Below are 24,048 nucleotides of genomic sequence, written 5' to 3' on the forward strand. Positions count from 1 at the left end.
AAACTACGCCCCTTTCACGCCAGCCGGCGCCGCAACGCAATAGTCACTGCAGATGAACCAACCGCAACGCCACCTCGCCACCGCCGCCCGCCCCGCCCTGTCCCGCCGCTTCTCCGTGGCGCCGATGATGGATTGGACTGACCGTCACTGTCGCTTCTTCCTGCGCCAGCTGTCGCAGCACGCCCTGCTCTACACCGAAATGGTGACCACCGGCGCCCTGCTGCATGGGGATCGGGCGCGGTTCCTGCGGCATGACGAGGCGGAGCATCCGCTCGCGTTGCAGCTGGGCGGCAGTGTGCCGGCGGAACTGGCGGCCTGTGCGCGGCTTGCCGAGGACGCGGGCTACGACGAGGTGAACCTGAACGTCGGCTGCCCCAGCGACCGGGTGCAGAACAACATGATTGGCGCCTGCCTGATGGGACATCCGGCGCTGGTGGCCGATTGCGTCAAGGCGATGCTGGATGCGGTGGACATCCCGGTGACGGTGAAGCACCGGATTGGCATCAATGGCCGCGACAGTTATGCCGAGCTCTGCGATTTCGTAGGTCAGGTGCGCGAGGCCGGTTGCCGCAGCTTCACCGTGCACGCGCGCATCGCCATCCTCGAGGGCCTGTCTCCCAAGGAAAATCGCGAGGTGCCCCCTCTGCGCTACGACGTGGCGGCGCAGCTGAAGCGGGACTTCCCGGACCTGGAGCTCATCCTCAATGGCGGTATCAAGACCCTCGACGAGTGCCGGGAGCACCTGCAGACCTTCGATGGCGTAATGCTGGGTCGCGAGGCCTACCACAACCCCTACCTGCTGGCAGAGGTTGACGCCGCGCTGTTCGGCGGCGCCGCTCCGCAGATCAGTCGCGCGGAAGCGCTGGAGGCCATGCGCCCCTATATCGCGAGTCATCTGCAGGAAGGTGGGGTGATGCATCACATCACCCGCCACGTCCTCGGCCTGGCCCAGGGCTTCCCAGGCGCCAGGCGCTTCCGCCAGTTGCTGTCGGTCGACGTACACAAGACCGCCGACCCGCTGGCGCTACTGGATCAGGCTGCGGAGCTGTTGCGCGGCCGCTGAGGCGAGATCGCCGCTTCCCAGGCCGGCGCCAGGCAGAAACGGCTGCCGCCCAGGGCGGCCACCAGGCCACCTTCCACCATTCGCCCCAGCACCTGGCGCACACTGGCCAGGGACAGCGGTTCGCCGGCCTCCACCAGGCGCTCATGCAGAAGACGGCTGGATAAACCGCCCCCCTGGAGCGCGGCCAGGTAGAGCATTTCCAGCACCTTGAGGCGCGGCATGCTGGTCTTCAGTCCTGCCTGCTGCAACATCCGGCGCAGCTGGCGATGATCCACGCCCGCCAGGCGCTCCTCGACCATCAGGCAGACTGGCTGCTGGGCAACGGGCCTGGCCCGTGGCAAGGCGTGTACTCGCATCAGATTCTCCTTGTCGATCAATGGCTCGCGTGACGCGAGGCCTCTGGCTGAATCTCCTGTCAGCCTGTTGCCCCAGAATTTCTGGGCTCTCATGGAAGTAGACGGACGAGCGCGGAAAAACCGCAATAAAAATGCGAAGTCTTTTTCTTCGTCGGACCAGCGGAACCTGCATCCCCCCTCCCCCGGTCAGTAAGGATGGGCAGGCGAGCAGCCTGTAAAAAAGCCCTTACGCCCCCGTTGAGCAGCCCAGGCAGCTCGGGTAAGGTCACTTCATCCGCCACGACAAGGTTTCGCCATGACCTCCAAGCTGGACCAACTCAAGCAGTACACCACCGTCGTTGCCGACACCGGCGATCTGGACGCGATTTCCCGCCTCAAGCCGGTGGACGCCACAACCAACCCCTCGCTGCTGCTCAAAGCCGCTGCCATGCCGCGCTATGCCGACCTGCTCGACAGCGCCGTGGCCGCCAGCGGCAATGACCAGGGCTTGGCCTGCGACCGTTTCGGCGTGGCCGTTGGCCAGGAGATCCTCAAGGTGATTCCGGGGCGCATCTCCACTGAAGTGGATGCGCGCCTGTCCTTCGATACCGACGCCACCTTGCGCCGCGCCGAGCGCCTGATCGGCCTCTATGAAGAAGCCGGCATCGGCCGTGACCGCGTGCTGATCAAGATCGCCTCCACCTGGGAGGGCATCCGCGCGGCGGAACAGCTGGAACGCGAGGGCGTCCAGACCAACCTGACCCTGCTGTTCAACTTCGCCCAGGCGGCTGCTTGCGCGGATGCCGGGGTATTCCTGATTTCCCCCTTCGTCGGCCGGATCTACGACTGGTACAAGAAAGCCGAAGGCCGCGATTTCGTCGGCAATGAAGACCCGGGCGTGCAGTCAGTTTCACGCATCTATCGCTACTACAAGGCCAACGGCTACCGGACGGTGGTGATGGGTGCGAGCTTCCGGAATCTCGGGCAGATCGAGGCGCTGGCCGGCTGCGACCGCCTCACCATCAGCCCCGAACTCCTGCAGAAACTGGCCGAAGATCAGGGCTCGCTGGCGCGCAACCTGGCCCCCGGCAGCGATGCCGAAGCTCGCATGGTGCTGGATGAGACAGCCTACCGCTGGCAGCTGAACGAGGACGCCATGGCGACCGAGAAGCTGGCCGAGGGCATCCGCCTGTTCGCCCGTGACCAGGAAAAGCTGGAGGCTCTGCTCGCCTCCCGCCGCTGAAATGCAAACGCGCGCAGCCTTTGCGGGCTGCGCGCGTAATGGTCAGGCGGAAACGGCGGTTCAGCTGCGCTCGAGGGCGCTGACCAGGTCGTGGAAGGCTTCGCGGTTCGACTCGTTGAGCCCCATGAGGATGCGGTGGGCTTCCAGCACCTTGGTGCGGACCACATCCTCCGTCTGGTCCTGCGGCGGCAGGTCCTCCAGGCATTCCGGGCAGGGGATCGGCGTACCGACGATATTGAACACCTGATCGAATCCCATCGACTGCAACAGTCGGGTGATATCGGGGTGGGTGGTCACTACCGTGGGCAGCAGGCCCACTTTCTGCCGCGAGAGGATCGACAGCTTGGCCAGGAGGCCCAGCGTCGTACTGTCGATGCTTCGGGTTTCCGTGAGATCGATGACGATCGCCGAAAAATTCAGCGCCGTGAAGATCTTTTCGATGGTTGAATCCAGGGCCGAACACAGGGTCAGGCGGATTTCTCCGACAAACTTGAGGACGAAAGTCCCGTCCTGCTCGGCAAACTGGATTTTACCGGTACTCATGCAAGGTTCCTGCTCAACACCAGCAAGGCGATATCATCCGGCATCTCGCCCAGACTGGCCAGCCCAAATACTTGTCGCAAGCCATCCAGACTGCCACCTGCCTCGCACACCAGACCCGGCAGCGCGGCTTCCTTATCTTTGAGGGTATCCCCGGGCAAAAGGTCCAGGATACCGTCGGAAAGCAAAGTCAGGCTGAAGGACGGCGGCAGCTCGATGACATGATCATCATAGCTCGCCTCGTCGAACAGCCCCACCGGCAGGCCCTTGCCGGCCAGGTAAGAGGCCTTGCCCTCACTGTAGAGCACCGGCAAGGGCAGATGCCCGCCGATGCTGTAAGTCAGCTTGCCGCTCTGCTCGTCTATCACGCCGCCCAGCATGGTCACGTGCTTGCCCAGCTTGCAGTTGATCAGGCCTCGGTTGATGTGCCCGAGCACCTCGGAAGGCTTGAACTCGGGCAAGGAGCCGTTGCGCCGGGACTCGTAGAGCAGGCGCGTGGTCATGAACTTGAGCAGCACGGTGACGAAGGCTGAAGAAGCGCCGTGGCCGGAAACGTCCGCCAGATAGAACGCCACCCGGCGCTCATCGACACGGAAGTAATCGACGAAGTCCCCCGAAAGGTACAGCGACGGAATGATCTGGTGGGCGAAGCGCAGGCCATCCACCATCCAAGGCGTCACCGGCAGCATGTTCATCTGCACCTGGCGGCCAGCGTTCTGGTCCTCCTGCAGCAGATGCAGGCTAGCCTGCAGCTCGCGGTTGGCGGCTTCGAGCTTCTCCCGGTAGCGGCGGTTCTCCAGGCGCAGGGCCGAGCGATCGAGGGCACGGCGCACCGAGTGCTCGAGAACGGCCAGATCCTCCAGGGGCTTGATCAGGTAGTCCGCCGCACCAAGGCGCAGGGCTTCGACCGCGTCGCTCATCACGCCGGCGCCGGAGACCACTATCACCGGGGTTTCTGATTCAAGCTCGGAAATTCGGCGAATCAGTTCCAGGCCATCGACCTGGGGCATGCGCAAGTCGCAGATCACCAGATCAGGGCGATCCCGCTCGAAAACCTGCAGCCCCTGCAGGCCGTTGCTGGCCTGCCGAACGCTGAAACCACTGTCTTCCAGATAGGCCGCGAGGCTCGCGCGCACTACCTCGTCGTCGTCAATAATCAGCAGCTTGGCACTGGGATTGTGCATGGAGTATCCAGGCAAACGGCGCCAGGGATGGGTTGGTTTTAGCACCCGATCTAAGGCCCGAGCACGAGTACGGGGGTTCGCTTTACGGCGCAGACGGTACTCCCATCCGCAGGGCGATTCAAGCTTGCAGCGCGTGTCGAACTCTGCCTTTACACCTGAAATCGCTGGAAGTTATAAGTGGTTCGAGGCGACTCCATGACAACAAGGGGACCCGTACGTGAGCCTGGACGACCGCAACTACAGCGACAAGCGCGATTTCATCCGGATGCAAGTGCAGACCCAGGCCATCCTGGAGCACGCCGGCCAGCAGTACCCCACCCGCTGCCTGGACCTCTCCAGCAGCGGCATACAGCTGGAAGGGGACGTGAACCTCGCGGTCGGCGACCGCGTCCGCGTGCTCATCCCGTCCGAGCACAGCGCACTCAAGGGACTGGAAGCCGAGGCCGAAGTCGTGCGCGTCGGCGAGCTCCCAAGCGGTGGCCAGACCCTTGGCCTGGTCATCCTGGACATGTCCCGGGTGGTAAAGGCCTGAAACGAAAAAGGCGACCCCGGGGTCGCCTTTTTCATGGGGCTGTCGCTCAGAAGTCGTCTTCGACCTCGCCGTCCTTCACCTTGAACTCGCGGTTCTGCAGGTAGGCGTTGCGAATGAAGATGTACTTGTCGCCGGTGATCAGCTTCTCGGCCGACAACAGGTTGGCGCGGGTATCCACCACATCCACCGCACGGGTCACGTTGCGGGTCGGTACATGGTCGATATAGGGGTAAGGACCGAGGAAGCTGTCCGGGACCATACCGCCGGCATCGCGCACGGTGCTGGGTCCGAAGAACGGCAGCACCAGGTAGGGGCCACTGTCTACGCCCCAGTAGCCCATGGTCTGGCCGAAGTCCTCGTCGTTGCGCTGCAGACCCATCTGGGTAGCGACGTCGAAGAAGCCGAGCAGGCCGAAACTGGTGTTGAAGATCAGGCGGCTGGTGTCGACGCCGGCATTGTGGAACTTGGCCTGGAACAGGTCGTTGGCCAGGTTGCCCACATCGCCGATATTGCCGAAGACATTGTGGATGCCATCTTCCAGGAACTGCGGGGTCACCGCCTGGTAGCCCTTGGCGACGGGCTTCAGCGCATAGGTATCGAGGGTATCGTTGAAACGGAACATCGCGCGGTTGAAGCCCTCCCAGGGGTCATCCTCCGCAGCGTGCGCGGCGATGGGGAGTATCGCCAGGCTCAGGCAGGCCAGCGCGCGGCTCAGGCGACCGAGCCACTGAGCACCGATCAATTGCATTGCAGACTCTCCTTGAGAAAAGTAGTGTGGCGGCCCTGCCGCCCCACCGACGGCGCGCAGTATAAGGCCATCGCCCCTGTTGGGCAGCATAGTGGACAGCCCCCATGCTGGAAAAAAACTTGCTTCATGTTGCACATATCCCCGTTCGCTGGGGCGACATGGACAGTTATGGCCACGTCAACAACACCCTCTACATCCAGTACCTGGAAGAAGCCCGGGTGGCCTGGTTCGAGCGTCTCGGCATCGACATGAACAACGTGCCCCGGGGCCCGGTGGTGCTGCAGACCCTGCATACCTACCTCAAGCCCGTGGTACATCCGGCCACCGTGGTCATCGAGTTGTACGCCGGCCCGGTGGGCAACAGCAGCTTGGTGCTGGAACACCGCCTGAGCACCCTGGAAGACCCGGAAACGCTCTACGGCGAAGGCCATTGCAAGCTGGTCTGGATCGATCACGATACCGACAGGTCGGTGCCGGTACCCGACGACCTGCGCCGGGCCCTGGGGGCCGTCAAGCATTCGTAACCCCGTTGTCATCCAGGGCGGTTAGCCTGCGCCAGACCCCGTCAGGACGACGCAGATGCCCCAGAGCCAACCGCCCGCCTTCACCGCCATCCTCTTCGGCCTTTCCGGCTGCCTGGTGGACTTCGGTTCCCGTACCCTGCCCCTGGCGCTGACCCGTCTGCTGCCGGATTGCCCGGTAGAGCGCCTCGCCAAATCCGCCGGCCTTGAGCCACTGGCCGCCCTCGACCACGCCTTGGGCGCCTCCGCCAGCGAAGCGCAACTGCAGGCCTTCCAGCAGCAGTTGCTCGACGCCGCGAGCGAGCATGCGGAAGTTGTGACCGACCTCGATACGCTGGCCAGCCTGGTAGACGGCAGCAAGGTGCCCTGCGCCTGGCTCGACGACTTGCCGGCCCCCGCCAGTTGGCGCCTGGCCGCGCCCCTGCCCGCCTGGCTGCGCCCCAGCGAACTCAATGGCGCCCGCCCCTGGCCCGCGCCGGACAGCTGCTGGCAGGCCCTGGCCGGGCTGGGTGTATCGCACCTGGAAGGCTGCGTGCTGGTCAGTGCCAATCCGCGTCTTTTGCAGGCCGGTCTGAATGCCGGGCTCTGGACCATAGGCCTGGCCGCCAGCGGCCCGCTGTGCGGCCTCGCACCCGCCGACTGGAAAGCCCTGGACAGCGCCGAACGCGACCGCCTGCGCGCCACCGCGACACTGGAGCTCTACCGCCTCGGCGCGCACTCGGTGATCGACCACCTGGGCGAACTGGGCCCCTGCCTGGCCGATCTGGCGTCGCGCCGGGAGAAGGGCGAGAAGCCCTGACGCGAGGCTGTTTTGTTACAGCCTTGATCCTGATCAGGCAGGCCCGGGCAGCCTGGATTAATCTCTAAGGCATGAGGGACCTTTGCCCCGGCGGCAGGGGTCCACTCCTGAGTCATTCGCAACGGGAGAAAGTCATGCCTGAACGCCTGCAGCAGCAACTGCAACAACTGCGCGACCAGCTGGCCCAGGAGCCGCCGCTGGATGCGGAGGAGCGCGCATCGCTGATCGAGTTGATGCAGGAAATCGAACTGCGCCTGGCCCAGGACGCCGCCAGCGCACCGGACGCGACCCTGGTGGACGGCGTCAACCTGGCCGTGGAACGATTCGAGACCCGCCACCCCACCCTCGCCGGCACCCTACGCAACATCATGCAGAGCCTGGCGAACATGGGCATCTAGCCCACGAAAAGCAAAAACCCCGACTTCGAGTCGGGGTTCTCGTCATTCAGCCGGCCTGGGCTCCGGGCCCTGAAACGCCCTTGCCCTACTGCCGCACCAGCCGGCGATTGTCCACCTGGCGTTCATGGGTACTGCGATAGGGGTTGATATCCAGGCCGCCGCGGCGAACGTAACGGGCATAGACAGTCAGCTGCTCGGGCTGCAACAGGCGCTTGAGGTCGAGGAAGATACGTTCCACGCACTGTTCATGGAAATCGGCATGCTGGCGGAAACTCACCAGGTAGGCCAGGAAGCTGGCGTGATCCAGCTTCGCCCCACGGTATTCCACGACCACGGTGCCCCAGTCCGGCTGGCCGGTGACCGGGCAGTTGGACTTCAGCAGATGGCTGTGCAGCGCCTCCGCCACCTGCTGGCCGGCGTCCGCGCGCAGCAGTTCGGGCTGCGGATGCTCGTAGTTGTCGATGCGCACATCCAGCTCGTCGATGCACTGGCCCGGCAGTCTGGCCACGCCCTCGGCCTCCACCTCCGCCAGGCTGCGCACCCGCACCTTCACCGGAGCACCCGCCGCAGCGCTCAGGTCCCGTTCCAGCACCTGTTCGAGCTCCCGGGCGCTGGCATAGACGGACTGGTTCAGCGAGTTCAGGTACAGCTTGAAGGACTTGGATTCGATGATGTTCGGCGAATCGGCTGGAATGGCGAACTCGCCGATGGCCACCACCGGTTTGCCGGACGGCGTCAGCCAGGACAGCTCGTAGCAATTCCAGTAGTCCACGCCGCGGTACGGCAGGGTCGCAGCGGTCAGTCCCAGCTCGTTCCACTTGGTCACGCGGGAAATCGGGAAGAGCAGCTCCGGATTGTAGGTGCTGACGTACTCGCTGGATTTGCCCAGCGGCGAATGTTCGGCGGGATGATGCATGGCGCGGACCTGAGAATGCGAAAACCGGGCAATTGTATACAGCCGCGCCGCCGCTGGAAAATCCGCGGCACCAACGGCGCTGCCGCATTACAACTTTGTCAGCTTTCCCTGTCCGGCCAGCCGGCACGGTATAAAGCAGCAGCCGAAGCGATGAGCCCAGCATGAAACTACTGCCAGCATGAAACTACTGATAGTCGAAGACGAACCCAAGACTGGCCAGTACCTGCGCCAGGGCATGGCCGAGGCCGGCCTTGCCGCGGATCTCGCCACCGATGGCCTGGAAGGTCGCGCACTGGCCCTTTCCGGCGAGTACGACCTGATCATCCTCGATGTGATGCTCCCCGGTCTCGACGGCTGGCAGGTGCTGCGCAGCCTGCGCGAGGCCGGCGTGCAGGTCCCGGTGCTGTTCCTCACCGCGCGGGACGCCGTGGAAGAGCGCGTCCACGGCCTGGAACTGGGCGCCGATGACTACCTGATCAAGCCCTTCGCCTTCGCCGAGCTCCTCGCCCGCGTTCGCACCCTGCTGCGCCGCGGCGCCGCCAGCCCGCAGGAAACCAGCCTGGAGCTGGCCGACCTGCACCTGGACCTGCTGAGCCGGCGCGTGGAACGCGGCGGCCGGCGCATCGACCTCACCGCCAAGGAGTTCGCCCTGCTGGAATTCCTCCTGCGCCGCCAGGGCGAAGTGCTGCCCAAGGCGCTGATCGCTGCGGAAGTCTGGGACATGCACTTCGACAGCGAAACCAACGTGATCGAAGTCGCCGTCCGCCGCCTGCGAGCCAAGCTGGACGACGACTTCCCCACCAAGCTGATCCATACCGTGCGCGGCCTGGGCTATGTGCTGGAGGCGCGCGAAGGCTGATGCGCGGACTCTCCCTGACTGCCCGTCTCGGCCTGCTGTTCGCCGCCTGCACGGCCGCCGTCTCTCTGACCGCCGGCGTGCTCTTCAGTCGCGCCAGCCAGGCCCACTTCGTCGAGCTCGACCAGCAACTGCTGGAAAGCCGGCTGGCAGCCTTCCGCGCGCTGGTGCGCGATGCGGACAGCCCCGCCAGCCTGGCGCCGCGCCTGGAAGCCTTGCAGGCCGAACTGCGCCTGCACCCTGACCTCGCCCTGCGCCTGGAGGGCAGCGAAGGCCAGTACTGGTTCACCAGCGCCAAAGGACTCCGCGCCCCGGGGCGCGACGGCCTGCACGAATGGCAGCAGGACGGCACCGACTACCGGACCTATGGCGCACCGCTGCGGCCGGAAGACCCGGCCTCGCCACGCATCACCCTGGCGCTGGACATCACCCACCACCAGCACTTCCTCGAGCGCATGCAGCGGCTGATCTGGCTCACCGTGGGGCTTTCGGCCCTGGCCACCGCCCTGCTCGGCGCCTGGGCCGCGCGCAGCGGCTTGCGGCCCCTGCACCGCATGGCCGAAGTCGCTGCCGGCGTTTCCGCCAGCTCCCTCACCACCCGCCTGGCGGACGACCAGGTGCCCCAGGAACTGGTGGAACTCGTGCGCGCCTTCAATGCCATGCTGGCGCGGCTCGACGACGCCTTCCAGCGGCTTTCGGCCTTCTCCGCCGACATCGCCCATGAACTGCGCACACCGCTGTCCAACCTGCTGACCCAGACCCAGGTGATCCTCAGCCAGGAGCGCGCGATCGACGATTACCGCGAGGCCCTGCATTCCAACCTGGAAGAACTCCAGCGCCTGGCGCAGATGGTCGGCGACATGCTGTTCCTGGCCAAGGCCGAGCACGGCCTGCTGGCCACCCGCCGCGAACCCCTGGATCTCGCCAGCGAGCTGGATGCCCTGCTGGAGTACTTCAGCCCCCTGGCCGAGGACCGGCAGGTGGCCATGAGCCGCAGTGGCGAGGCGCGCTTCGCCGCCGACCGCGGCATGTTGCGTCGCGCCCTTTCCAACCTGCTGGACAACGCCCTGCGCTTCACCCCGGAGGGCGGCCGCATCGAGCTGAGCCTGGCCAGCGATGCCCGCGGCCTGCGCCTGGTCGTCGCCAACAGCGGTGCGGAGATTCCCGCCGAACTGCTGCCCCGGTTGTTCGACCGCTTCTTCCGCGCCGACCCGGCCCGCCGCGAGGGCCGCGAGCATGCCGGCCTGGGCCTGGCCATCACGCGTTCCATCGTCCGCGCGCACGGCGGCGACATCCGCTGCGAGTCCGCCAATGGCTGGACTCGCTTCATCCTCGACTTTCCCGCCCCCTGAAACGCGAAAGGCGCGCCATTGGGCGCGCCTTCTCGGCAAACGGCTGGATCAGCCCTGGGCGGTGGACCAGTCGATCATGCCGAACTGCCAGGTCGCCAAGATCAGCAGGCCGAAACCGATGCGATACCAGGCGAAGGCCGCATAGCTATGGCTGCCGATGAACTTCAGCAGGCTGCGCACGGCGATCATCGCGAAGATGAACGACACCACGAAGCCCATGGCGAACACCGGCAGGTCGCCGGGCTGGAACAGGTCGCGGTACTTGTAACCCGAGTAGACCGCCGCGCCGACCATGGTGGGCATGGCGAGGAAGAAGGAGAACTCGGTGGCCGCCTTGCGCGACAAGCCGAACAACAGACCGCCGATGATGGTAGCGCCGGAGCGCGAGGTGCCCGGCACCAGTGCCAGGCACTGGGCGCAGCCGACCTTGAGGGCATGCTTCCAAGTCATTTCGTCGACGCTTTCGGCCTGGATCTTGTGTTGGCGCTGTTCGGCCCAGAGCATGACCACGCCGCCCACCACCAGGGCACTGGCCACCGTGATGGGATTGAACAGATAGTGGTGGATCAGGTCGGCGAAGGCCACACCCAGGATCACCGCCGGGAAGAACGCCACCAGGAGGTTGACCGTAAAGCGCTGGGCGCTGCGCTGGGTGGGCAGGCCGACCACGACGTCGAAGATCTTCCGCCGATACTCCCAGACCACGGCGAGGATGGCCGCCAGCTGGATGATGACGTTGAAAGCGATCGCTCGCTCCCCGGTAAATCCCAGCAGGTCCGCGACCACTATCTGGTGGCCGGTGCTGGAGATCGGCAGGAACTCCGTCAGGCCCTCGACAACCCCCAGAATGATGGCCTGCATGGCCGTCCACAAATCCATCGAAACTATCCCCCGAGACACGCCTGTCGTGCGGTCTTTGCATTCGAATGTGCAGGTAGCTGGCACCGCAGGAGTGCCGAACGGCGTTGAGACCGGGGGCCAGCGAGCAGGTTCCGGGGTCGATTGAGCTTCAGCTTTGCCCCGGAGGGCCGAAATGCTAACAGAGAGCCGGCCGGAAAGCGCGGCCAAAGACTGCCTGCCGCTATCCGCCACCATCGCCAGGGCGGCTGCGACAATCACACGTTGTCACAGGCATCAGCCATAATGTGACGCAGACTGCCGGACTGACCCACGACAGCGCCACAGCGGCCGAACGAAACTACAGCGCCAGCTGGCGCCTCGGCCAATTGGCAGAACAACTCAACCGCCTGCTCGGGCAACTTCATGTATGGAACCAGCATGAACGATATGCAGCACCAGGAAGTCGACCTCAGCCAGCCACAGAACGTCGACCTGATCTGGGATCTGCACAGCATCGCCCGGCGCGAACTGGCCGAGCGCTTCATCCGGCTGTTCGAGAACCGGCTGTGCGTCTACTCCGAATCGGTGCGCCAGCTGTACACCAACTACAGCGTGCATTTTCCCAACGACCTCGGCCGCAAGATGGTGGTCCTGCCCGCGCCCTATGCGTTCCACGACACCCTTCACGGCATCGACCCCAGCGCCGTCCGCCGCACCGGCCTGTGCGTGCTTCCCGGCGCCGTGCTGGGCAAGCCCGGCCTGCTGATGAGCACCCAGGTCCGCGAAGGCGGGCCTGCGCCCAGGACCATGGCGTTCAAGCCGGCCCTGGCGCAGATCATCAGCAACCAGAAGAAGATCGGCGACGTCTTCCTGCCGATCCTGATGAAGGGCGACCTGCGCGAGTTCGGCCAGCAACTGCCCTATATCCATCTGCACCGCCTGCAGGTGCACAAGCTCACCCGGCTCTCCGCCTTCGAGCGCAGCGATATCCAGCAGGCCATCATCCGCAAGCTGCTGATGCTCTATCGCGAAGCTGACAATCTGGCCTGCTGAGCGCGCAGCGACCCGCTCCCGGCCAGCGCCTCGAGCCGCTACAATCGGCGGCTTTCCTCCGCGAGAACTACGCCGTGTCACCGCTTGAACTCATCGCCGCCACCCTCGGCGTGCTGGCCGTATGGCTCACCGTCAGGCAGAACCCCTGGTGCTGGCCGATCGGTCTGGTCATGGTGCTGATGTACAGCTGGATCTTCTTCGAGGTGAAGCTCTACTCGGACATGCTCCTGCAACTGGCCTACGCGGTGCTGCAGTTGTACGGCTGGTGGCAGTGGACACGCGGCGGCGAGCGTCACGACGGCCGCCAAGTGAGTCGCCTGGAATCGCAGAAAATGGGCCTGGGCCTGCTGGCCGGTGGTCTGGGCAGCCTGGCCCTGGGCTATGCCATGGCGACCTGGACCGACGCCGCGGCGCCCTGGTGGGATGCGGCGCTCACCGCCTTCAGCCTGGTTGCCCAGTGGTGGATGGCGCAGAAGCGCCTGGAATGCTGGCTGCTCTGGATCGCCGTGGACCTGCTGTTCGTGCTGCTGTTCCTCAGCAAGGGCCTGTACCTGACGGCGGCGCTCTACGGACTCTTCACCCTGCTGGCGGTGCAGGGGTGGCGCGCCTGGCGGCGTGACCTGGCGCCGGCCACGGCATGAAAGTCCTGGTCCTGACCGGGCCGGAGTCCAGCGGCAAGAGCTGGCTGGCGGCCGAACTCCAGGCGGAATTCGGCGGATTGCTGGTGGGCGAATACGTTCGCCACTTCATTGACCGCGAACAGCGGGACACCTGCTATGCCGACATTCCCGCCATCGCCCGTGGCCAGCTCGCCTGGGAAGACGACGCCCGCGCCAAGCGCCCTCACCTGCTGATCCTCGATACCCACCTGCTCAGCAACATGCTCTGGAGCCAGAAGCTGTTCGGCGCCTGCCCCGTCTGGCTGGAAGCCGAACTGCTGGCCCGGCGCTACGACCTGCATCTGCTGCTGAGCCCGGAGCAGGTGGCCTGGGTAGACGATGGCCAGCGCTGCCAACCGGAGCTATCGGAACGGCGGGCCTTCTTCGAAGATTGCCGCGCCTGGCTGGAAGGTACCGGCCAGGCCTATGAGTTGATCGAGGGGGATTGGGAAGCCCGGCGACGGTATGTCGTGAAACGGGTTGAATGCTGGCTGCGCTGACCCGGGGCATCGGGACTCTTGTAGGAGCCAGCTTGCTGGCGAAGGGGCTCATTTCGCGAGCAAGCTCGCTCCTACGGGGCTCCAGGCTCGTCGGTCGAAGCCTGGCAACAGCTAATGCAGACAGAGCCATTTCAATCGCGCGCGGATTTACCTACGAAGGCGTTGCGGCGGGAAGCTCGATGCGCACCCGCAGGCCGCCGAGGGGACTGTCCTGCAGGCTCAGGCGGCCGTGCCAGGCTTCGACGATGTCACGCACTATGCCAAGGCCCAGGCCGTGACCTGCCACCTGCTCGTCCAGGCGCGCGCCACGGCCGATCACCGACTCGCGCTGGTCTTCGGCGATGCCGGGACCGTCATCGTCGACCATCAGGCTGTAGCCCTCGTCTCCCGCACGGATGGTCAGGTTGACCTGGCTTTCCGCCCATTTGCAGGCGTTGTCCAGCAGGTTGCCGAGCAGTTCCAGCAGGTCCTCGCGATCCCAGGGCAGCCGCAGGCCTTCGGGCGCGGACCAGTCCAGGTCGAGGCCACGGTCATGGATCAGCGCCAGGGTGGAGAACAGGCCGGGGAGTTCCTCGGCGCAGTCGAAATGCGCCCCCGGCAACGCCTCCCCGGCCAGGCGCGCGCGGCCCAGTTCGCGGCCAAGGCGCTGTTCGATCTGCTCCAGTTGTTCGCGCAGCGTCGCGCGCAACTCTGGGTTGGCACGCAGCTCCTCGCGTTCGGCCAGGCTGACCAGCACGGCGAGCGGCGTCTTCAGGGCATGGCCGAGGTTGCCCAGGGCATTGCGCGAGCGCATCAGGGTATCTTCGGTGTGGCTGAGCAGGTGATTGATCTGCGCCACCAGGGGTTCCAGCTCCTCCGGCACCCGGCTATCCAGCTCGCTGCGCTGCCCTTGCTGCAGCTGGGCGATCTGCTGGCGGACCTCCTCCAATGGACGCAGCGCACGGCGCACGGTGAAGCGTTGCAGGGCGAGGATCAGCAACAGCCCGGCCACGCCCAGGGCAAAGCCCGTCCACTGCGCGCGGCGGAAGCTTTCCAGCAGCGGCGTGTAGTCCTGGGCCACGGCTATCCGCACCTGGCGGCCGAAGCGGCGGTAGTCGCCACGCCAGGCCAGCAGCTCCTGGTCGCCAGGTCCCGGAAGCAGGCCGGGCGCCAACCCCTTCTGCGCTGGCATGGCCAGCTCGCTGTCCCAGAGGGAGCGTGAGCGCCAGGGTTGCTCGCCCAGTTCGATGACGAAGTAACGGCCGGAATAAGGCTGGTGATGGACGGGGTTGAGGCGCTGCTCGTCCAGCTGAATGCCATTGGGACCGCGCACCAGCGCACCGAGCAGCAACTCGGCCTCGCTGCGCAGGCCTTCGGCCAGGTAGCGCCGCAGGCCGAGGTCGAACAACCAGAGGCTGGTCTGCGCCAATACGAGTCCGGCCAGCAGCAAGGCACCGGCCAGCCCGAGGCTGAGCCGGCGCTGGATCGACCTCACCGGCTCTCACCGGTGAAGCGGTAACCCTGGCCGCGACGGGTCTCGATCACCTCACGGCCGAGCTTGCGACGCAGGTGATTGACGTGCACCTCGATCACATTGGAATCCCGCTCTGTCTCGCCGTCGTAGAGATGCTCGGCCAGGTGGCTCTTCGACAGGAGCTGGCCGGGATGCAGCATGAAGTAGCGCAACAGACGGAATTCCGCAGCGGTCAGCTGCACGTCCTCGCCGTTGCGGCTGACGCACTGGCGGCCCTCGTCCAGGTGCAGGCCGGCCGCTTCCAGCCTGGGCTGGTTGGCCAGGCCGTGGGCACGGCGCAGCAGCGCCTGGATCCGCAGGGCCAGCTCCTCGGGATGGAAGGGCTTGGTCAGGTAATCGTCGGCGCCGGCCTTGAGGCCGTCGATGCGCTCGGCCCAGGAGCCGCGCGCGGTGAGCACCAGTACCGGCGTCGCCAGCCCACCGGCACGCCACTCCTGTAGCACCTCGAGCCCCGGCTTGCCGGGCAGGCCGAGGTCAAGAATGATCAGGTCGTAAGGTTCGCTGGCCCCCTGGTGCAATGCGTCACGCCCGTCGGCCAGCCAGTCCACGGCATAGCCTTGACGACCGAGGCTGGTGGTCAGCTCATCGGCCAGGGGTACATGGTCCTCTACCAGCAACAACCGCATCAGTCGTCTTCCTCGTCCTTCAGAATTCGCCCGTCGCGGGCATCCAGTTCCAGCTCACGCACCGTACCATCGGCGGTGATCAGCTCCACTTCGTAAATGTAGACGTCATCCTCTTCCTCCAGCTCGGCCTCCAGCAATCGCGCCCCGGGGTAAAGCCCCAGGGCGCTGCTCAGGAGTTGCTCGAGGGGCAGGATCACACCCTCTTCACGGAGCTTCAGGGCCTCGTCCTGATCCAGGTCCCTGGCCACCGCCTCGAGGGCGAAGATGGCCAGGATCAGGGCGATGATCCCGCTGTAGCGAAAGATCCAGCGCATCAGTCGTCCTGGTGATCCTTGAGGATCTGGCCGTTGGTGGCATCAAGCTCGAGATCCCACTGCACGCCCTGGGCGTCGCGCAGTTCGACCTGGTAGATATGGCGGCCGTACTCTTCTTCCAGCTCGGTTTCATTGATGGTGCTGCCGGGGTGCTTGGCGATGGCCGCGGCGTTGAGCTTCTCGAACGATTGGATGGTGCCGGCGTCGCGCAGCTTCAGGGCTTCGTCCGGGCCAAGGTCGCGCGCCTGGGCGAGACCGGCGGTGGTGGCGAGGGCAGCAGCGGCGAACAGGGCAGTGAGTTTCTTCATGAGTCATTTCCTTGGGAGTTGTGTGCTTTCGATGGGTGCAAGATACCCGGCACGACTTAATCCAAGCTGAATTTGCCGCGGGACTTGGAAAGCATCATTCATCCGCTGAAGCGACTTGGCCCTGGCAGGGGCGCCACTATAATCGCTGCCTTGCATTCAGGAGGCCTGCATGAGCGCCATTCAGATCAAGTTTCCCGCCCTCACCCTGCGCGCAGGACGCCGCGCCATGGCGCGTATCCGTGAACAAGGCCTCAAGCCCGCAGACGTCGGCATCCTGCCCGGCGCCGCGGGCGGCCCCAAGGCGCTGGGCATCCAGGGCCTGGACCTGGCGCTGTTCGGCAACTGGCTGCCGAGAGCGCCCCGGGAACGCTCGCTGATCGGCGCCTCCATCGGCTCCTGGCGTTTCGCCAGCACCTGCCTGCCGGACGCCGCGGCCGGCATCCGTCGCCTGGGCGATCTCTACACCAGCCAGCGTTTCCCCAAGGGCGTGAGCATGGCGGAGGTCAGTCGCCTCTGTGGCCTGATGCTGGACGAACTGCTGCAGGACCAGGACGCCCAGGTGCTGGCCAACCCGCACTACCGCCTGAACGTGGTGGTGGTGAAGAGCCACGGCCTGCTCGCCCATGACCGCCGCGGCGCCCTGGGCCTGGGTTTGTCCTCGGTCATCGGCAGCAACCTGCTGGGCCGCTCGCGCCTGGCCCGGCATTTCGAGCGGGTCATCCTCCACGACGCCCGCCTGGCCCCGCCGCTGGCGGCACTGTCCGACTTCCCCTCGCGCTTCCACGCCCTCGACCTGGGCAACCTGCGTCATGCCCTGCTCGCCTCGGGTTCGATACCCATGGTGATGGAAGGCGTGCGCGACATTCCCGGCGCCGGCCCCGGCACCTACCGCGATGGAGGCCTGCTCGACTACCACCTGGACCTGCCCTACAACCCGGGCGGCGTGGTGCTCTATCCGCACTTTACCGACAAGGTGGTGCCAGGCTGGTTCGACAAGGGCCTGCCCTGGCGCAAGGGGGATGCCGAGCGCCTGCAGGACGTGCTGCTGCTCGCCCCGTCACGCCAGTACCTGGCCACCCTGCCCCACGGCAAGCTGCCCGACCGCAAGGACTTCAAGCGCTACCTCGGCGACGATGCCGGGCGCGAACGCTATTGGCGCAAGGCCATGGCCGAGAGCCAGCGCCTGGGCGACGAATTCCTCGAACTGGTAGATGGCGGCAAGCTCGGCGAGCGTCTCTTGAACCTCTGATTGAAGGAGCGGCAGCCAACGGGTAGGCTGCCGCGCGAGCCAAACGGGGAGTACAGGGATGAAGCTCGCAGTCGCCATCATTCATGGCATCGGCAATCAGCCGGATTCACGGGACACCGAAGGCCAGCACGCCTTTGCCCAGAGCCTCATCCGCGGACTGCGCAGGCGCCTGGGCGTGGAGTCGGAAGACATCGCCTTCCAGTCGCTGTACTGGGCCAGCGTGCTGGACAAGCGCGAGTTGGCCTACCTGGAGAAGCTCGAACGGGAGCCGGTGCGCTGGCGCTGGATGCGCCGCCTGGTCACCCTCTTCCTCGGCGATGCCAGCGGCTACCGCAAGGTCAGCCAGGCCTACGACACCACCTACGAGCAAGTGCACCAGAGCGTGCGCAACGGCCTCAATGCGCTGCGCTCCAAGGTCGGGCCGACCACCCCTCTGGTGGTGCTGGCCCACTCCCTGGGCGGGCACATCATCTCCAACTACGTCTGGGACCAGCAGAAGCTCAACGTCACGCCGAGTTGCCCGCGCGATCCCTTCCTCGCCATGGAAACCCTCGCCGGCCTCTTCACCTTCGGCTGCAATATCCCGCTCTTCACCTTCGCCTACGACCCGGTGCAGCCGATCCGCTTTCCCGGGAACTGCCTCGATGAGCGCCTGAGCCGCGCGGCGCGCTGGCTGAACGTCTATGCACCGGCCGACCTCCTGGGCTACCCACTGCGCCCGGTGCAGGGCTACGCCGCCGTGGTGCACGAAGACAAGGCCATGTCCGTGGGCCCCTGGTACAAGCGGCACACGCCCCTGACCCACCTGGAGTATTGGGACGATAGGGGCTTCCAGGACTACCTGGCCCGGCACATCGGCGAACTACTGCGCGCCTGCCCCGGCGAGCCAATTCGCCAGGCAGAGGCTTCAACGGGCGATCAGCCCGGCCTGCCATCCAGTCGCGGCGTGCACAACAGCACCGCGTAATGCCGCAGGAACAGCGCGAACGCCAGCCCCCAACAGAGAGCGGCAAGCCATAACGCAGTACCGGGCAACCACGACACCAGGACCACCCGGGCCAGCGCGCCCAGATTCAGCAAGGCGAAGGCCAGCCCCATCGCCCGCGGCGCCTCCAGCGGTCGGCCGCTGTGGCCCAGGCTGACACGAGCGATCATCGCCAGGATCAGCCCGCCCATGGCTCCCACACCGAGCGCATGCTGCGCCAGGCTCGAATTGCCCAGCATGCCCAGATGCCAGGCCGCCAGTCCCAAGGGAGCCGCTGCTAGCCAGGCGAAGGCCAGATGCAGCGGCCAGAGCAGTGTCACGCGCCAGATGCCGGCGTCGTACCAGCGCGCCAAGCGCAGCAGGTTACCCAGGCCGAGCACGGCACAGAGCGGCGCCAACCAGGGATTGGCTTGCAGGCCGACGCCGCTGGCGAAAACGACAGCCAGCAGGACGCCGGCCAGCAACATGATCCAGTCGAGCCAGGGCCAGGCCTTGACCTGCTGGGTACGCCCCAACCCGCGCTGGGTGAAAAACGGAATGACCCGGCCACCGATCAGCCCCATCAGCGCGGCCACCAGCCAGAGCGCGGCCAGCACGCCCTGGCGCTGCAGGCCGTCGTCGGCGAAAGCCAGGCCCCATAGCACCAGGGCATCGGCAGCGGCCAGGAGCATCAGCACTGCCACTACCGGGTAGTTGCCGCGCTGGCGCACGCGCCAGAGGCTGCAACCCATCGCCAGTGCAACCGCCGGCAGGAAAGAGATTTCAAGGGGAATCAGCAGCGCCAGGGGCGCACCAAGCAGCCAGGCCAGGCGTGCGGCCAGCCAGAGCATTGCCAACAAGGCCAGGGAGCGGCCACGCAGTCCCGGATTACCTGTCCAGTTCTGCACCGCCGTGAGCAGGAAGCCGGCGATGATCGCGCCGCCGAAGCCGAAGACCATCTCGTGACGATGCCAGGCGAGCCAGCCGCCCGCAGGCTGCCAGGCGCCGGCGTGGCCGTGGAGCGCTGCCAGCCAGATCAGCACGGCCACCAGGGCGAACGCCGTGCCGAAGAGGAAGAAAGGCCTGAAGCCCAGGCGCCAGATCGGTCGGATGGCCAACTCGCGGGAAGCGTCAAGCAATTGCACAGCAGAACTCCTGCGCAGCCTTGCGCATCTGGTAGAGGGCGGTGAGGCGCATCACGTAACCAAGCTTGATCAGGGTGGGCCCGAGAATGACCATGCCGTGGGCGCCGACCAGCGTCAGCAGTTCGAGATGGGCATCGAGGTAGTAGGCACCGGCTATGCCCAGCAACAGCTGGGCCAGGCCCGTCCAGAGAAACAGATGAGAGAGTCGCAGCAGGCGTTGGGGGCAACCGAACAAACCAGTCATGATCTTGCTCTCCTCGGTTGAAGGCCCGGCGCCCTGGGCGCCGGGCCGCTGTGGTCAGGCCTCCAGGGCGCTGGCCGGTCCAAAGAACTCGTAGTGGCATTGGCGATCGGGTACGCCCAGCTCGCGCAGATGCTTCTTCACCTGGGCCATGAAGGGCTTGGGCCCGAGGAAGTAGGCATCCAAATCACGCTCGGCGGGCAGCCATTGCGCCAGTTGATCGCGGGTCAGGAAGCCGGAGGCGTCAGCCTGGTCTTGGGGGTGCGGCTCGCTGTAGCAGAAGAACCGGCTGAGCTGCGGAATGGCGGCAACTTTCTCCTCGATCCAGTCGCGGAAGGCATGGACCGCACCATTGCGTGCGCAATGGATGAAATGGATCGGCCGCCCGCTGTCCTGCGCAGCCTCCAGCATGGCCAACGCCGGGGTAATGCCGACGCCGGCGGTGATCAGCACCAGGGGCTTGCTGCCCGGGCGCAGGACGAAGTCACCGGCCGGGGCGAACAACTCGATGCGCTGGCCCACGTCGAACTGGTCGTGCAGGTAATTGGAAACCCGGCCGCCCTCCTCGCGTTTGACGCTGATGCGGTACTCGCGGCCATTAGCGAGGGCCGAGAGCGAATAGTTGCGGCGGACTTCCTCGCCATCCAGGAACAGGCGCAGCCCGATGTACTGGCCAGGGGTGAATTCCATCAGCTCACCGCCGTCTTCCGGAGCGAAGTAGAAGGAGGTGATCTCCGCGCTTTCCACTTCCTTGCGTACCAGGCGGAACCAGCGCGCACCACGCCAGCCCCCGACAGCAGCTGCGCTGGCGGCGTAGACTTCCTCTTCGGCGCCGATCAGCAGGTCGGCCAGTTGCTGGTACGCGGCGGCCCAGGCTTCTATCACTTCGTCGGTGGCAATTTCGGCACCCAGCACTTCACGGATGGCGCGCAGCAGGCAGGCGCCAACAATGGGGTATTGCTCGGGTAGTACTTGCAGGGCCACGTGCTTGTTGACGATCTTGCTCACCAGCGGGCCGAGGGTCTCCAGCTGGTCGATGTGTCGGGCGTACATCAGCACGCCGTTCGCCAGGGCGCGCGGCTGGTCGCCGCTGGCCTGGTGAGCCTGGTTGAACAGCGGCCGCACTTCCGGGTACTCACCCAGCATGATCTTATAGAAGTGGCTGGTCAGCGCCTCCCCTCCGGTTTCCAGCAGGGGCACGGTGGATTTGACGATGGCACGTTGTTGGCTGGACAGCATAAGGACTCCGTTATGGGTTGGGTCTTTCTGCCTTTACTAATCCAGCTTTCGTGCCAACATTTTATCCCATATAAATCAATAACTTATAATTTTAAGTGTTTTTTTGACTACACTGCCGAGCAGGTCATATCGACACTGTGGAGTCATAATGACAACGCACCCCCTGCTGCAGACGCTGATCCCGCTGGTCAGCGATCTCTCCCGCGAACTACCCGAGCGCGAACGTTATCGACGCCTGCTCGAAGCCTTGCGCGGACTCCTGCCCTGCGATGCCACTGCTCTGCTGCGCCTGGACGGCGACCAGTTGGTGCCCCTGGCGGTGGACGGCCTGAGCCAGGACACCCTGGGGCGGCGCTTCAAGGTCTCCGAGCACCCTCGGCTGCAGGCACTGATGGAGCGCCGTGGCGTCACCCATTTCGCCGCGGACTGCGGGCTGCCCGATCCCTACGACGGGCTGGTAGAAGGTCACCAGGAACACCTGGAAGTGCACGACTGCCTGGGTTGCTCCCTCTACCTCGACGATCGCCCCTGGGGACTGCTGACGCTGGATGCCATGGACCCTGCACGCTTCGACGGCCAGGACCTGGAGATGCTGGAAGGCTTCGCCAGCCTGGCGGCGGCCACGGTGAAAGCCGTCGAGCGCATGGACAGCCTCAGTCGTCGCGCCCAGGACGAGCAGCAGCTGGCGGAGGTCTATCGCCAGGCGGCCGGCCAGGTCCGCCCTCGGGAAATGATCGGGCAAAGCTCGGCCCAAAAGGCATTGCTCGAAGAGATCACCCTGGTGGGCAGCAGCGAGCTCACCGTGCTGATCAGCGGCGAAACCGGCGTCGGCAAGGAACTGGTGGCCCAGTCCATCCATGGCCGCTCGCTGCGGGCCAAGCATCCGCTGATCAGCCTCAACTGCGCCGCCCTGCCCGACACCCTGGTGGAGAGCGAGCTATTCGGCCATGTGCGTGGCGCCTTCTCCGGCGCAGTGAACGAGCGCAAGGGCAAGTTCGAATTGGCCCATGAAGGTACCCTCTTCCTCGATGAGGTCGGCGAGCTGCCATTGGCGATCCAGGCCAAGTTGCTGCGGGTGCTGCAGAGCGGACAGCTGCAGCGCGTCGGCTCGGACCGCGAGCACAGGGTCGACGTGCGCGTCATCGCGGCGACCAACCGCGACCTGGCCGAGGAAGTGCGCGCCGGCCGCTTCCGCGCCGATCTCTACCATCGCCTCAGCGTCTATCCCCTGCGTGTTCCGCCGCTGCGGGAGCGTGGCCGCGATGTGTTGCTGCTGACCGGCTACTTCCTCGAGGAGAATCGCGCCCGCCTCGGGCTGCGCAGCCTGCGCCTCAGCCAGGACGCCCAGGCCGCACTGCTCGGCTATGACTGGCCGGGCAATGTGCGGGAACTCGAACACCTGATCGGCCGTGCCGCCCTCAAGGCCCTGGCAGCCAGTCCGGAGCGACCACGCATCCTCACCCTGGCGGCCAATGATCTTGCCCTGCCCTTGCCGAGCAACCAGCCTACGGCGGTCGCAAGCCCATCCGAGACTCCACCAGTTGTCGCGGCTGGCGACCTGCGTGAAGCCGTGGACCACTATCAGCGCCGGCTGATCACTGCCTGCCTGGAGCGCCAGCAGCAGAACTGGGCGGCGGCGGCCCGTGAACTCGGCCTGGACCGCGCCAACCTGCTGCGGCTGGCTAAGCGGCTGGGCATCAAGTGAGGGGAGGAGTTCGTCCGACTGCACCTGTCTTTTCGTTCAGGCTGCCTCAGAGCTGGTAAAATCAAGGCTTTCCTGCTTTGGCCAGAGCCTGGCCGTCACTTCAAGAGCGTTACTCAAGTGGAACTGTTCAAAGAATTCATCTTCGAAGCCGCGCACCGCCTCCCCCATGTGCCCGCCGGGCACAAATGCGGCCGCCTGCACGGGCACTCCTTCCGCGTCGCCATCTACATCGAGGGTGAGGTCGACCCTTATACCGGCTGGATCCGCGACTTCTCCGAGATCAAGGAAATCTTCAAGCCGCTCTACGAACAGCTCGACCACAACTACCTCAACGAGATTCCCGGCTTGGAAAACCCCACCAGCGAAGTGCTCTCCAAGTGGATCTGGCAGCAACTCAAACCCCTGCTCCCGGAACTCTCCCGCATTCGCATCCACGAGACCTGCACCAGTGGTTGCGAGTACCGCGGCGACTGACATCGCCACAAATGCAAAAGGCCACCCAAGGGTGGCCTTTTTTATGGATTGCCGTAGGGGCGAATTCATTATTCAACCGGACCGTCAGGTTCGGCCCGGGATGTCGATTGGTGCGCCGTGCGCACCGAATAACGCAGCCTCAAGCCTTGTAGCGTGGACATTGCTTTTCATGTCCACCATCCGCGGCCTGGCCTGGCTCCGATGGTGGACCGATGAAGCACGGCCTACCCAACAATTGCGCCAGAGCGCGCGTTCATTCGCCGACTCCCGGAAGGCTTTTCCTGCGCGCAAAGACAAACCCCCGATACGCGTTAGCGTATCGGGGGTTTGGGATAGAAGCTTGACGATGACCTACTCTCACATGGAGAAGCTCCACACTACCATCGGCGATGCGTCGTTTCACTACTGAGTTCGGGATGGGATCAGGTGGTTCCAACGCTCTATGATCGTCAAGCAATTCGGTTGGAGTCTCGTCTGGAACGCGACCCCGAATCAGGTACATGACAGCCTGCATTTGCGGGTTCAGAGCGACTTTCGGTCTATCGACTCATCCGCCTGCAAGCTCGAGCTGGCTCCATCAGGGACTCAGCTCAGCAGTATTTTTCGGTTACTGCTCGAAGCACTCATTTCGAGAGTCTTCACTAAAAGACAAACCCCCGATACGCGTCAGCGTATCGGGGGTTTGGGATAGAAGCTTGACGATGACCTACTCTCACATGGAGAAGCTCCAC

The 24,048-nt window shown here is 65.2% G+C and carries 28 protein-coding genes and 1 rRNA gene; 15 read left to right on the plus strand and 14 right to left on the minus strand.

All coding sequences use genetic code 11. The annotated features are described in order from the left end of the window. The first annotated feature begins 52 nt into the window (after positions 1–52). Positions 53–1,063 carry a tRNA dihydrouridine(20/20a) synthase DusA gene (dusA, locus tag E8F11_RS09895; protein ID WP_280288669.1) on the plus strand — a complete coding sequence of 337 codons (1,011 nt, stop codon included), beginning with the start codon at positions 53–55 and terminating at the stop codon, positions 1,061–1,063. On the opposite strand, the gene E8F11_RS09900 is transcribed toward dusA, so the two are convergent. Next, positions 1,033–1,419, minus strand: a complete 387-nt coding sequence (locus tag E8F11_RS09900; RefSeq protein WP_280288670.1) for a hypothetical protein — start codon at positions 1,417–1,419, stop codon at positions 1,033–1,035. The genes dusA and E8F11_RS09900 overlap by 31 nt on opposite strands. A 295-nt stretch (positions 1,420–1,714) precedes the next feature. Between E8F11_RS09900 and tal the strand changes: the two genes are divergently transcribed. Then, positions 1,715–2,641, plus strand: a complete 927-nt coding sequence (gene tal / locus E8F11_RS09905; protein WP_280288671.1) for a transaldolase — start codon at positions 1,715–1,717, stop codon at positions 2,639–2,641. A 60-nt stretch (positions 2,642–2,701) separates the two neighbouring features. Here tal and rssC read toward each other — a convergent pair whose 3' ends face one another. Both rssC and rssB read right to left on the minus strand, forming a co-directional pair. Continuing rightward, positions 2,702–3,184, minus strand: a complete 483-nt coding sequence (gene rssC / locus E8F11_RS09910; protein ID WP_280288672.1) for an anti-sigma factor antagonist RssC — start codon at positions 3,182–3,184, stop codon at positions 2,702–2,704. Next, entirely contained in the window at positions 3,181–4,365 is a 1,185-nt protein-coding gene (rssB, locus tag E8F11_RS09915; protein ID WP_280288673.1) for a two-component system response regulator RssB, read from the minus strand. The genes rssC and rssB overlap by 4 nt, the downstream gene beginning before the upstream one ends. A gap of 217 nt (positions 4,366–4,582) precedes the next feature. Between rssB and E8F11_RS09920 the strand changes: the two genes are divergently transcribed. Beyond that, the gene (locus E8F11_RS09920; RefSeq protein ID WP_280288674.1) at positions 4,583–4,897 is read left to right on the plus strand and encodes a PilZ domain-containing protein; all 315 of its coding nucleotides are present in this window, start codon (positions 4,583–4,585) and stop codon (positions 4,895–4,897) included. A gap of 46 nt (positions 4,898–4,943) precedes the next feature. Here E8F11_RS09920 and E8F11_RS09925 read toward each other — a convergent pair whose 3' ends face one another. Further along, a complete protein-coding gene (locus E8F11_RS09925; RefSeq protein ID WP_280288675.1) occupies positions 4,944–5,645 on the minus strand; it encodes a VacJ family lipoprotein in 702 nt (233 codons plus the stop codon). A 104-nt stretch (positions 5,646–5,749) separates the two neighbouring features. On the opposite strand from E8F11_RS09925, the gene E8F11_RS09930 reads away from it, so the two are divergent. The 3 genes from E8F11_RS09930 (at position 5,750) to E8F11_RS09940 (ending at position 7,363) form a co-directional block, all read left to right on the plus strand. Then, positions 5,750–6,169 (plus strand): thioesterase family protein, encoded by a 420-nt coding sequence (locus tag E8F11_RS09930; protein WP_280288676.1) that lies wholly within the window; start codon positions 5,750–5,752, stop codon positions 6,167–6,169. 55 nt (positions 6,170–6,224) lie between these two features. Continuing rightward, on the plus strand, positions 6,225–6,965 hold the full coding sequence (locus E8F11_RS09935; RefSeq protein ID WP_280288678.1) for an HAD family phosphatase: 741 nt from the start codon (positions 6,225–6,227) through the stop codon (positions 6,963–6,965). Between the two features lie 134 nt (positions 6,966–7,099). Then, positions 7,100–7,363: a DUF4404 family protein gene (locus E8F11_RS09940; protein ID WP_280288679.1), complete on the plus strand. Its 264-nt coding sequence runs from the start codon at positions 7,100–7,102 to the stop codon at positions 7,361–7,363. 85 nt (positions 7,364–7,448) lie between these two features. Here E8F11_RS09940 and queF read toward each other — a convergent pair whose 3' ends face one another. After that, a complete protein-coding gene (gene queF / locus E8F11_RS09945; protein ID WP_280288680.1) occupies positions 7,449–8,279 on the minus strand; it encodes an NADPH-dependent 7-cyano-7-deazaguanine reductase QueF in 831 nt (276 codons plus the stop codon). A gap of 178 nt (positions 8,280–8,457) precedes the next feature. Here queF and E8F11_RS09950 point away from each other — a divergent pair, with 178 nt between their 5' ends. Next, positions 8,458–9,138, plus strand: coding sequence for a heavy metal response regulator transcription factor (locus E8F11_RS09950; protein ID WP_280288681.1), 681 nt, complete (start codon positions 8,458–8,460; stop codon positions 9,136–9,138). Continuing rightward, on the plus strand, positions 9,138–10,487 hold the full coding sequence (locus E8F11_RS09955; RefSeq protein WP_280288682.1) for a heavy metal sensor histidine kinase: 1,350 nt from the start codon (positions 9,138–9,140) through the stop codon (positions 10,485–10,487). The genes E8F11_RS09950 and E8F11_RS09955 overlap by 1 nt, the downstream gene beginning before the upstream one ends. A 48-nt stretch (positions 10,488–10,535) precedes the next feature. On the opposite strand, the gene E8F11_RS09960 is transcribed toward E8F11_RS09955, so the two are convergent. Beyond that, positions 10,536–11,366 carry an undecaprenyl-diphosphate phosphatase gene (locus E8F11_RS09960; RefSeq protein ID WP_280288683.1) on the minus strand — a complete coding sequence of 277 codons (831 nt, stop codon included), beginning with the start codon at positions 11,364–11,366 and terminating at the stop codon, positions 10,536–10,538. A 399-nt stretch (positions 11,367–11,765) separates the two neighbouring features. On the opposite strand from E8F11_RS09960, the gene E8F11_RS09965 reads away from it, so the two are divergent. From E8F11_RS09965 to E8F11_RS09975, 3 genes are all read left to right on the plus strand, one after another. Then, entirely contained in the window at positions 11,766–12,380 is a 615-nt protein-coding gene (locus E8F11_RS09965; protein ID WP_280288684.1) for a hypothetical protein, read from the plus strand. Between the two features lie 74 nt (positions 12,381–12,454). Further along, positions 12,455–13,021 carry a nicotinamide riboside transporter PnuC gene (gene pnuC, locus E8F11_RS09970; protein WP_280288685.1) on the plus strand — a complete coding sequence of 189 codons (567 nt, stop codon included), beginning with the start codon at positions 12,455–12,457 and terminating at the stop codon, positions 13,019–13,021. Then, positions 13,018–13,539: an AAA family ATPase gene (locus E8F11_RS09975; RefSeq protein ID WP_280288686.1), complete on the plus strand. Its 522-nt coding sequence runs from the start codon at positions 13,018–13,020 to the stop codon at positions 13,537–13,539. Before pnuC ends, E8F11_RS09975 begins: the two co-directional genes overlap by 4 nt. A 151-nt stretch (positions 13,540–13,690) precedes the next feature. On the opposite strand, the gene E8F11_RS09980 is transcribed toward E8F11_RS09975, so the two are convergent. Genes E8F11_RS09980 through E8F11_RS09995 form a run of 4 tightly spaced genes read right to left on the minus strand, consistent with a single transcriptional unit; the run spans position 13,691 to position 16,300 of the window. After that, the gene (locus E8F11_RS09980; protein ID WP_280288687.1) at positions 13,691–15,013 is read right to left on the minus strand and encodes an ATP-binding protein; all 1,323 of its coding nucleotides are present in this window, start codon (positions 15,011–15,013) and stop codon (positions 13,691–13,693) included. Further along, positions 15,010–15,678, minus strand: a complete 669-nt coding sequence (locus tag E8F11_RS09985) for a response regulator transcription factor (RefSeq protein WP_280288688.1) — start codon at positions 15,676–15,678, stop codon at positions 15,010–15,012. Before E8F11_RS09985 ends, E8F11_RS09980 begins: the two co-directional genes overlap by 4 nt. After that, the gene (locus E8F11_RS09990; RefSeq protein ID WP_280288689.1) at positions 15,678–15,992 is read right to left on the minus strand and encodes a PepSY domain-containing protein; all 315 of its coding nucleotides are present in this window, start codon (positions 15,990–15,992) and stop codon (positions 15,678–15,680) included. The genes E8F11_RS09985 and E8F11_RS09990 overlap by 1 nt, the downstream gene beginning before the upstream one ends. Then, on the minus strand, positions 15,992–16,300 hold the full coding sequence (locus E8F11_RS09995) for a PepSY domain-containing protein (RefSeq protein ID WP_280288690.1): 309 nt from the start codon (positions 16,298–16,300) through the stop codon (positions 15,992–15,994). The genes E8F11_RS09990 and E8F11_RS09995 overlap by 1 nt, the downstream gene beginning before the upstream one ends. A 169-nt stretch (positions 16,301–16,469) precedes the next feature. On the opposite strand from E8F11_RS09995, the gene E8F11_RS10000 reads away from it, so the two are divergent. Both E8F11_RS10000 and E8F11_RS10005 read left to right on the plus strand, forming a co-directional pair. Beyond that, entirely contained in the window at positions 16,470–17,549 is a 1,080-nt protein-coding gene (locus E8F11_RS10000; RefSeq protein WP_280288691.1) for a patatin-like phospholipase family protein, read from the plus strand. 58 nt (positions 17,550–17,607) lie between these two features. Beyond that, on the plus strand, positions 17,608–18,516 hold the full coding sequence (locus E8F11_RS10005) for a hypothetical protein (RefSeq protein ID WP_280288692.1): 909 nt from the start codon (positions 17,608–17,610) through the stop codon (positions 18,514–18,516). On the opposite strand, the gene E8F11_RS10010 is transcribed toward E8F11_RS10005, so the two are convergent. From E8F11_RS10010 to hmpA, 3 genes are read right to left on the minus strand one after another with little or no spacing between them, the layout of a single operon-like run. Continuing rightward, positions 18,468–19,658 (minus strand): NnrS family protein, encoded by a 1,191-nt coding sequence (locus E8F11_RS10010; protein WP_280288693.1) that lies wholly within the window; start codon positions 19,656–19,658, stop codon positions 18,468–18,470. The genes E8F11_RS10005 and E8F11_RS10010 overlap by 49 nt on opposite strands. After that, the gene (locus E8F11_RS10015; protein WP_280288694.1) at positions 19,645–19,902 is read right to left on the minus strand and encodes a transmembrane sensor/regulator PpyR; all 258 of its coding nucleotides are present in this window, start codon (positions 19,900–19,902) and stop codon (positions 19,645–19,647) included. The genes E8F11_RS10010 and E8F11_RS10015 overlap by 14 nt, the downstream gene beginning before the upstream one ends. Before the next feature lie 54 nt (positions 19,903–19,956). Further along, positions 19,957–21,138, minus strand: coding sequence for an NO-inducible flavohemoprotein (gene hmpA, locus E8F11_RS10020; protein ID WP_280288695.1), 1,182 nt, complete (start codon positions 21,136–21,138; stop codon positions 19,957–19,959). Positions 21,139–21,286: 148 nt separating this feature from the next. Here hmpA and norR point away from each other — a divergent pair, with 148 nt between their 5' ends. Together norR and queD are read left to right on the plus strand one after the other, a co-directional pair. Continuing rightward, positions 21,287–22,843, plus strand: a complete 1,557-nt coding sequence (gene norR, locus E8F11_RS10025) for a nitric oxide reductase transcriptional regulator NorR (protein WP_280288696.1) — start codon at positions 21,287–21,289, stop codon at positions 22,841–22,843. Positions 22,844–22,960: 117 nt separating this feature from the next. After that, complete coding sequence (gene queD, locus E8F11_RS10030) at positions 22,961–23,317, plus strand: 6-carboxytetrahydropterin synthase QueD (protein WP_280288697.1); 357 nt, start codon at positions 22,961–22,963, stop codon at positions 23,315–23,317. A gap of 338 nt (positions 23,318–23,655) precedes the next feature. On the opposite strand, the gene rrf is transcribed toward queD, so the two are convergent. Next, positions 23,656–23,771 (minus strand): 5S ribosomal RNA (gene rrf / locus E8F11_RS10035). Positions 23,772–24,048: the final 277 nt, after the last annotated feature.

Origin of the sequence: Pseudomonas sp. BN417 (assembly GCF_029871205.1) — a bacterium.
In the GTDB taxonomy this organism is placed as follows: Bacteria; Pseudomonadota; Gammaproteobacteria; order Pseudomonadales; family Pseudomonadaceae; genus Metapseudomonas.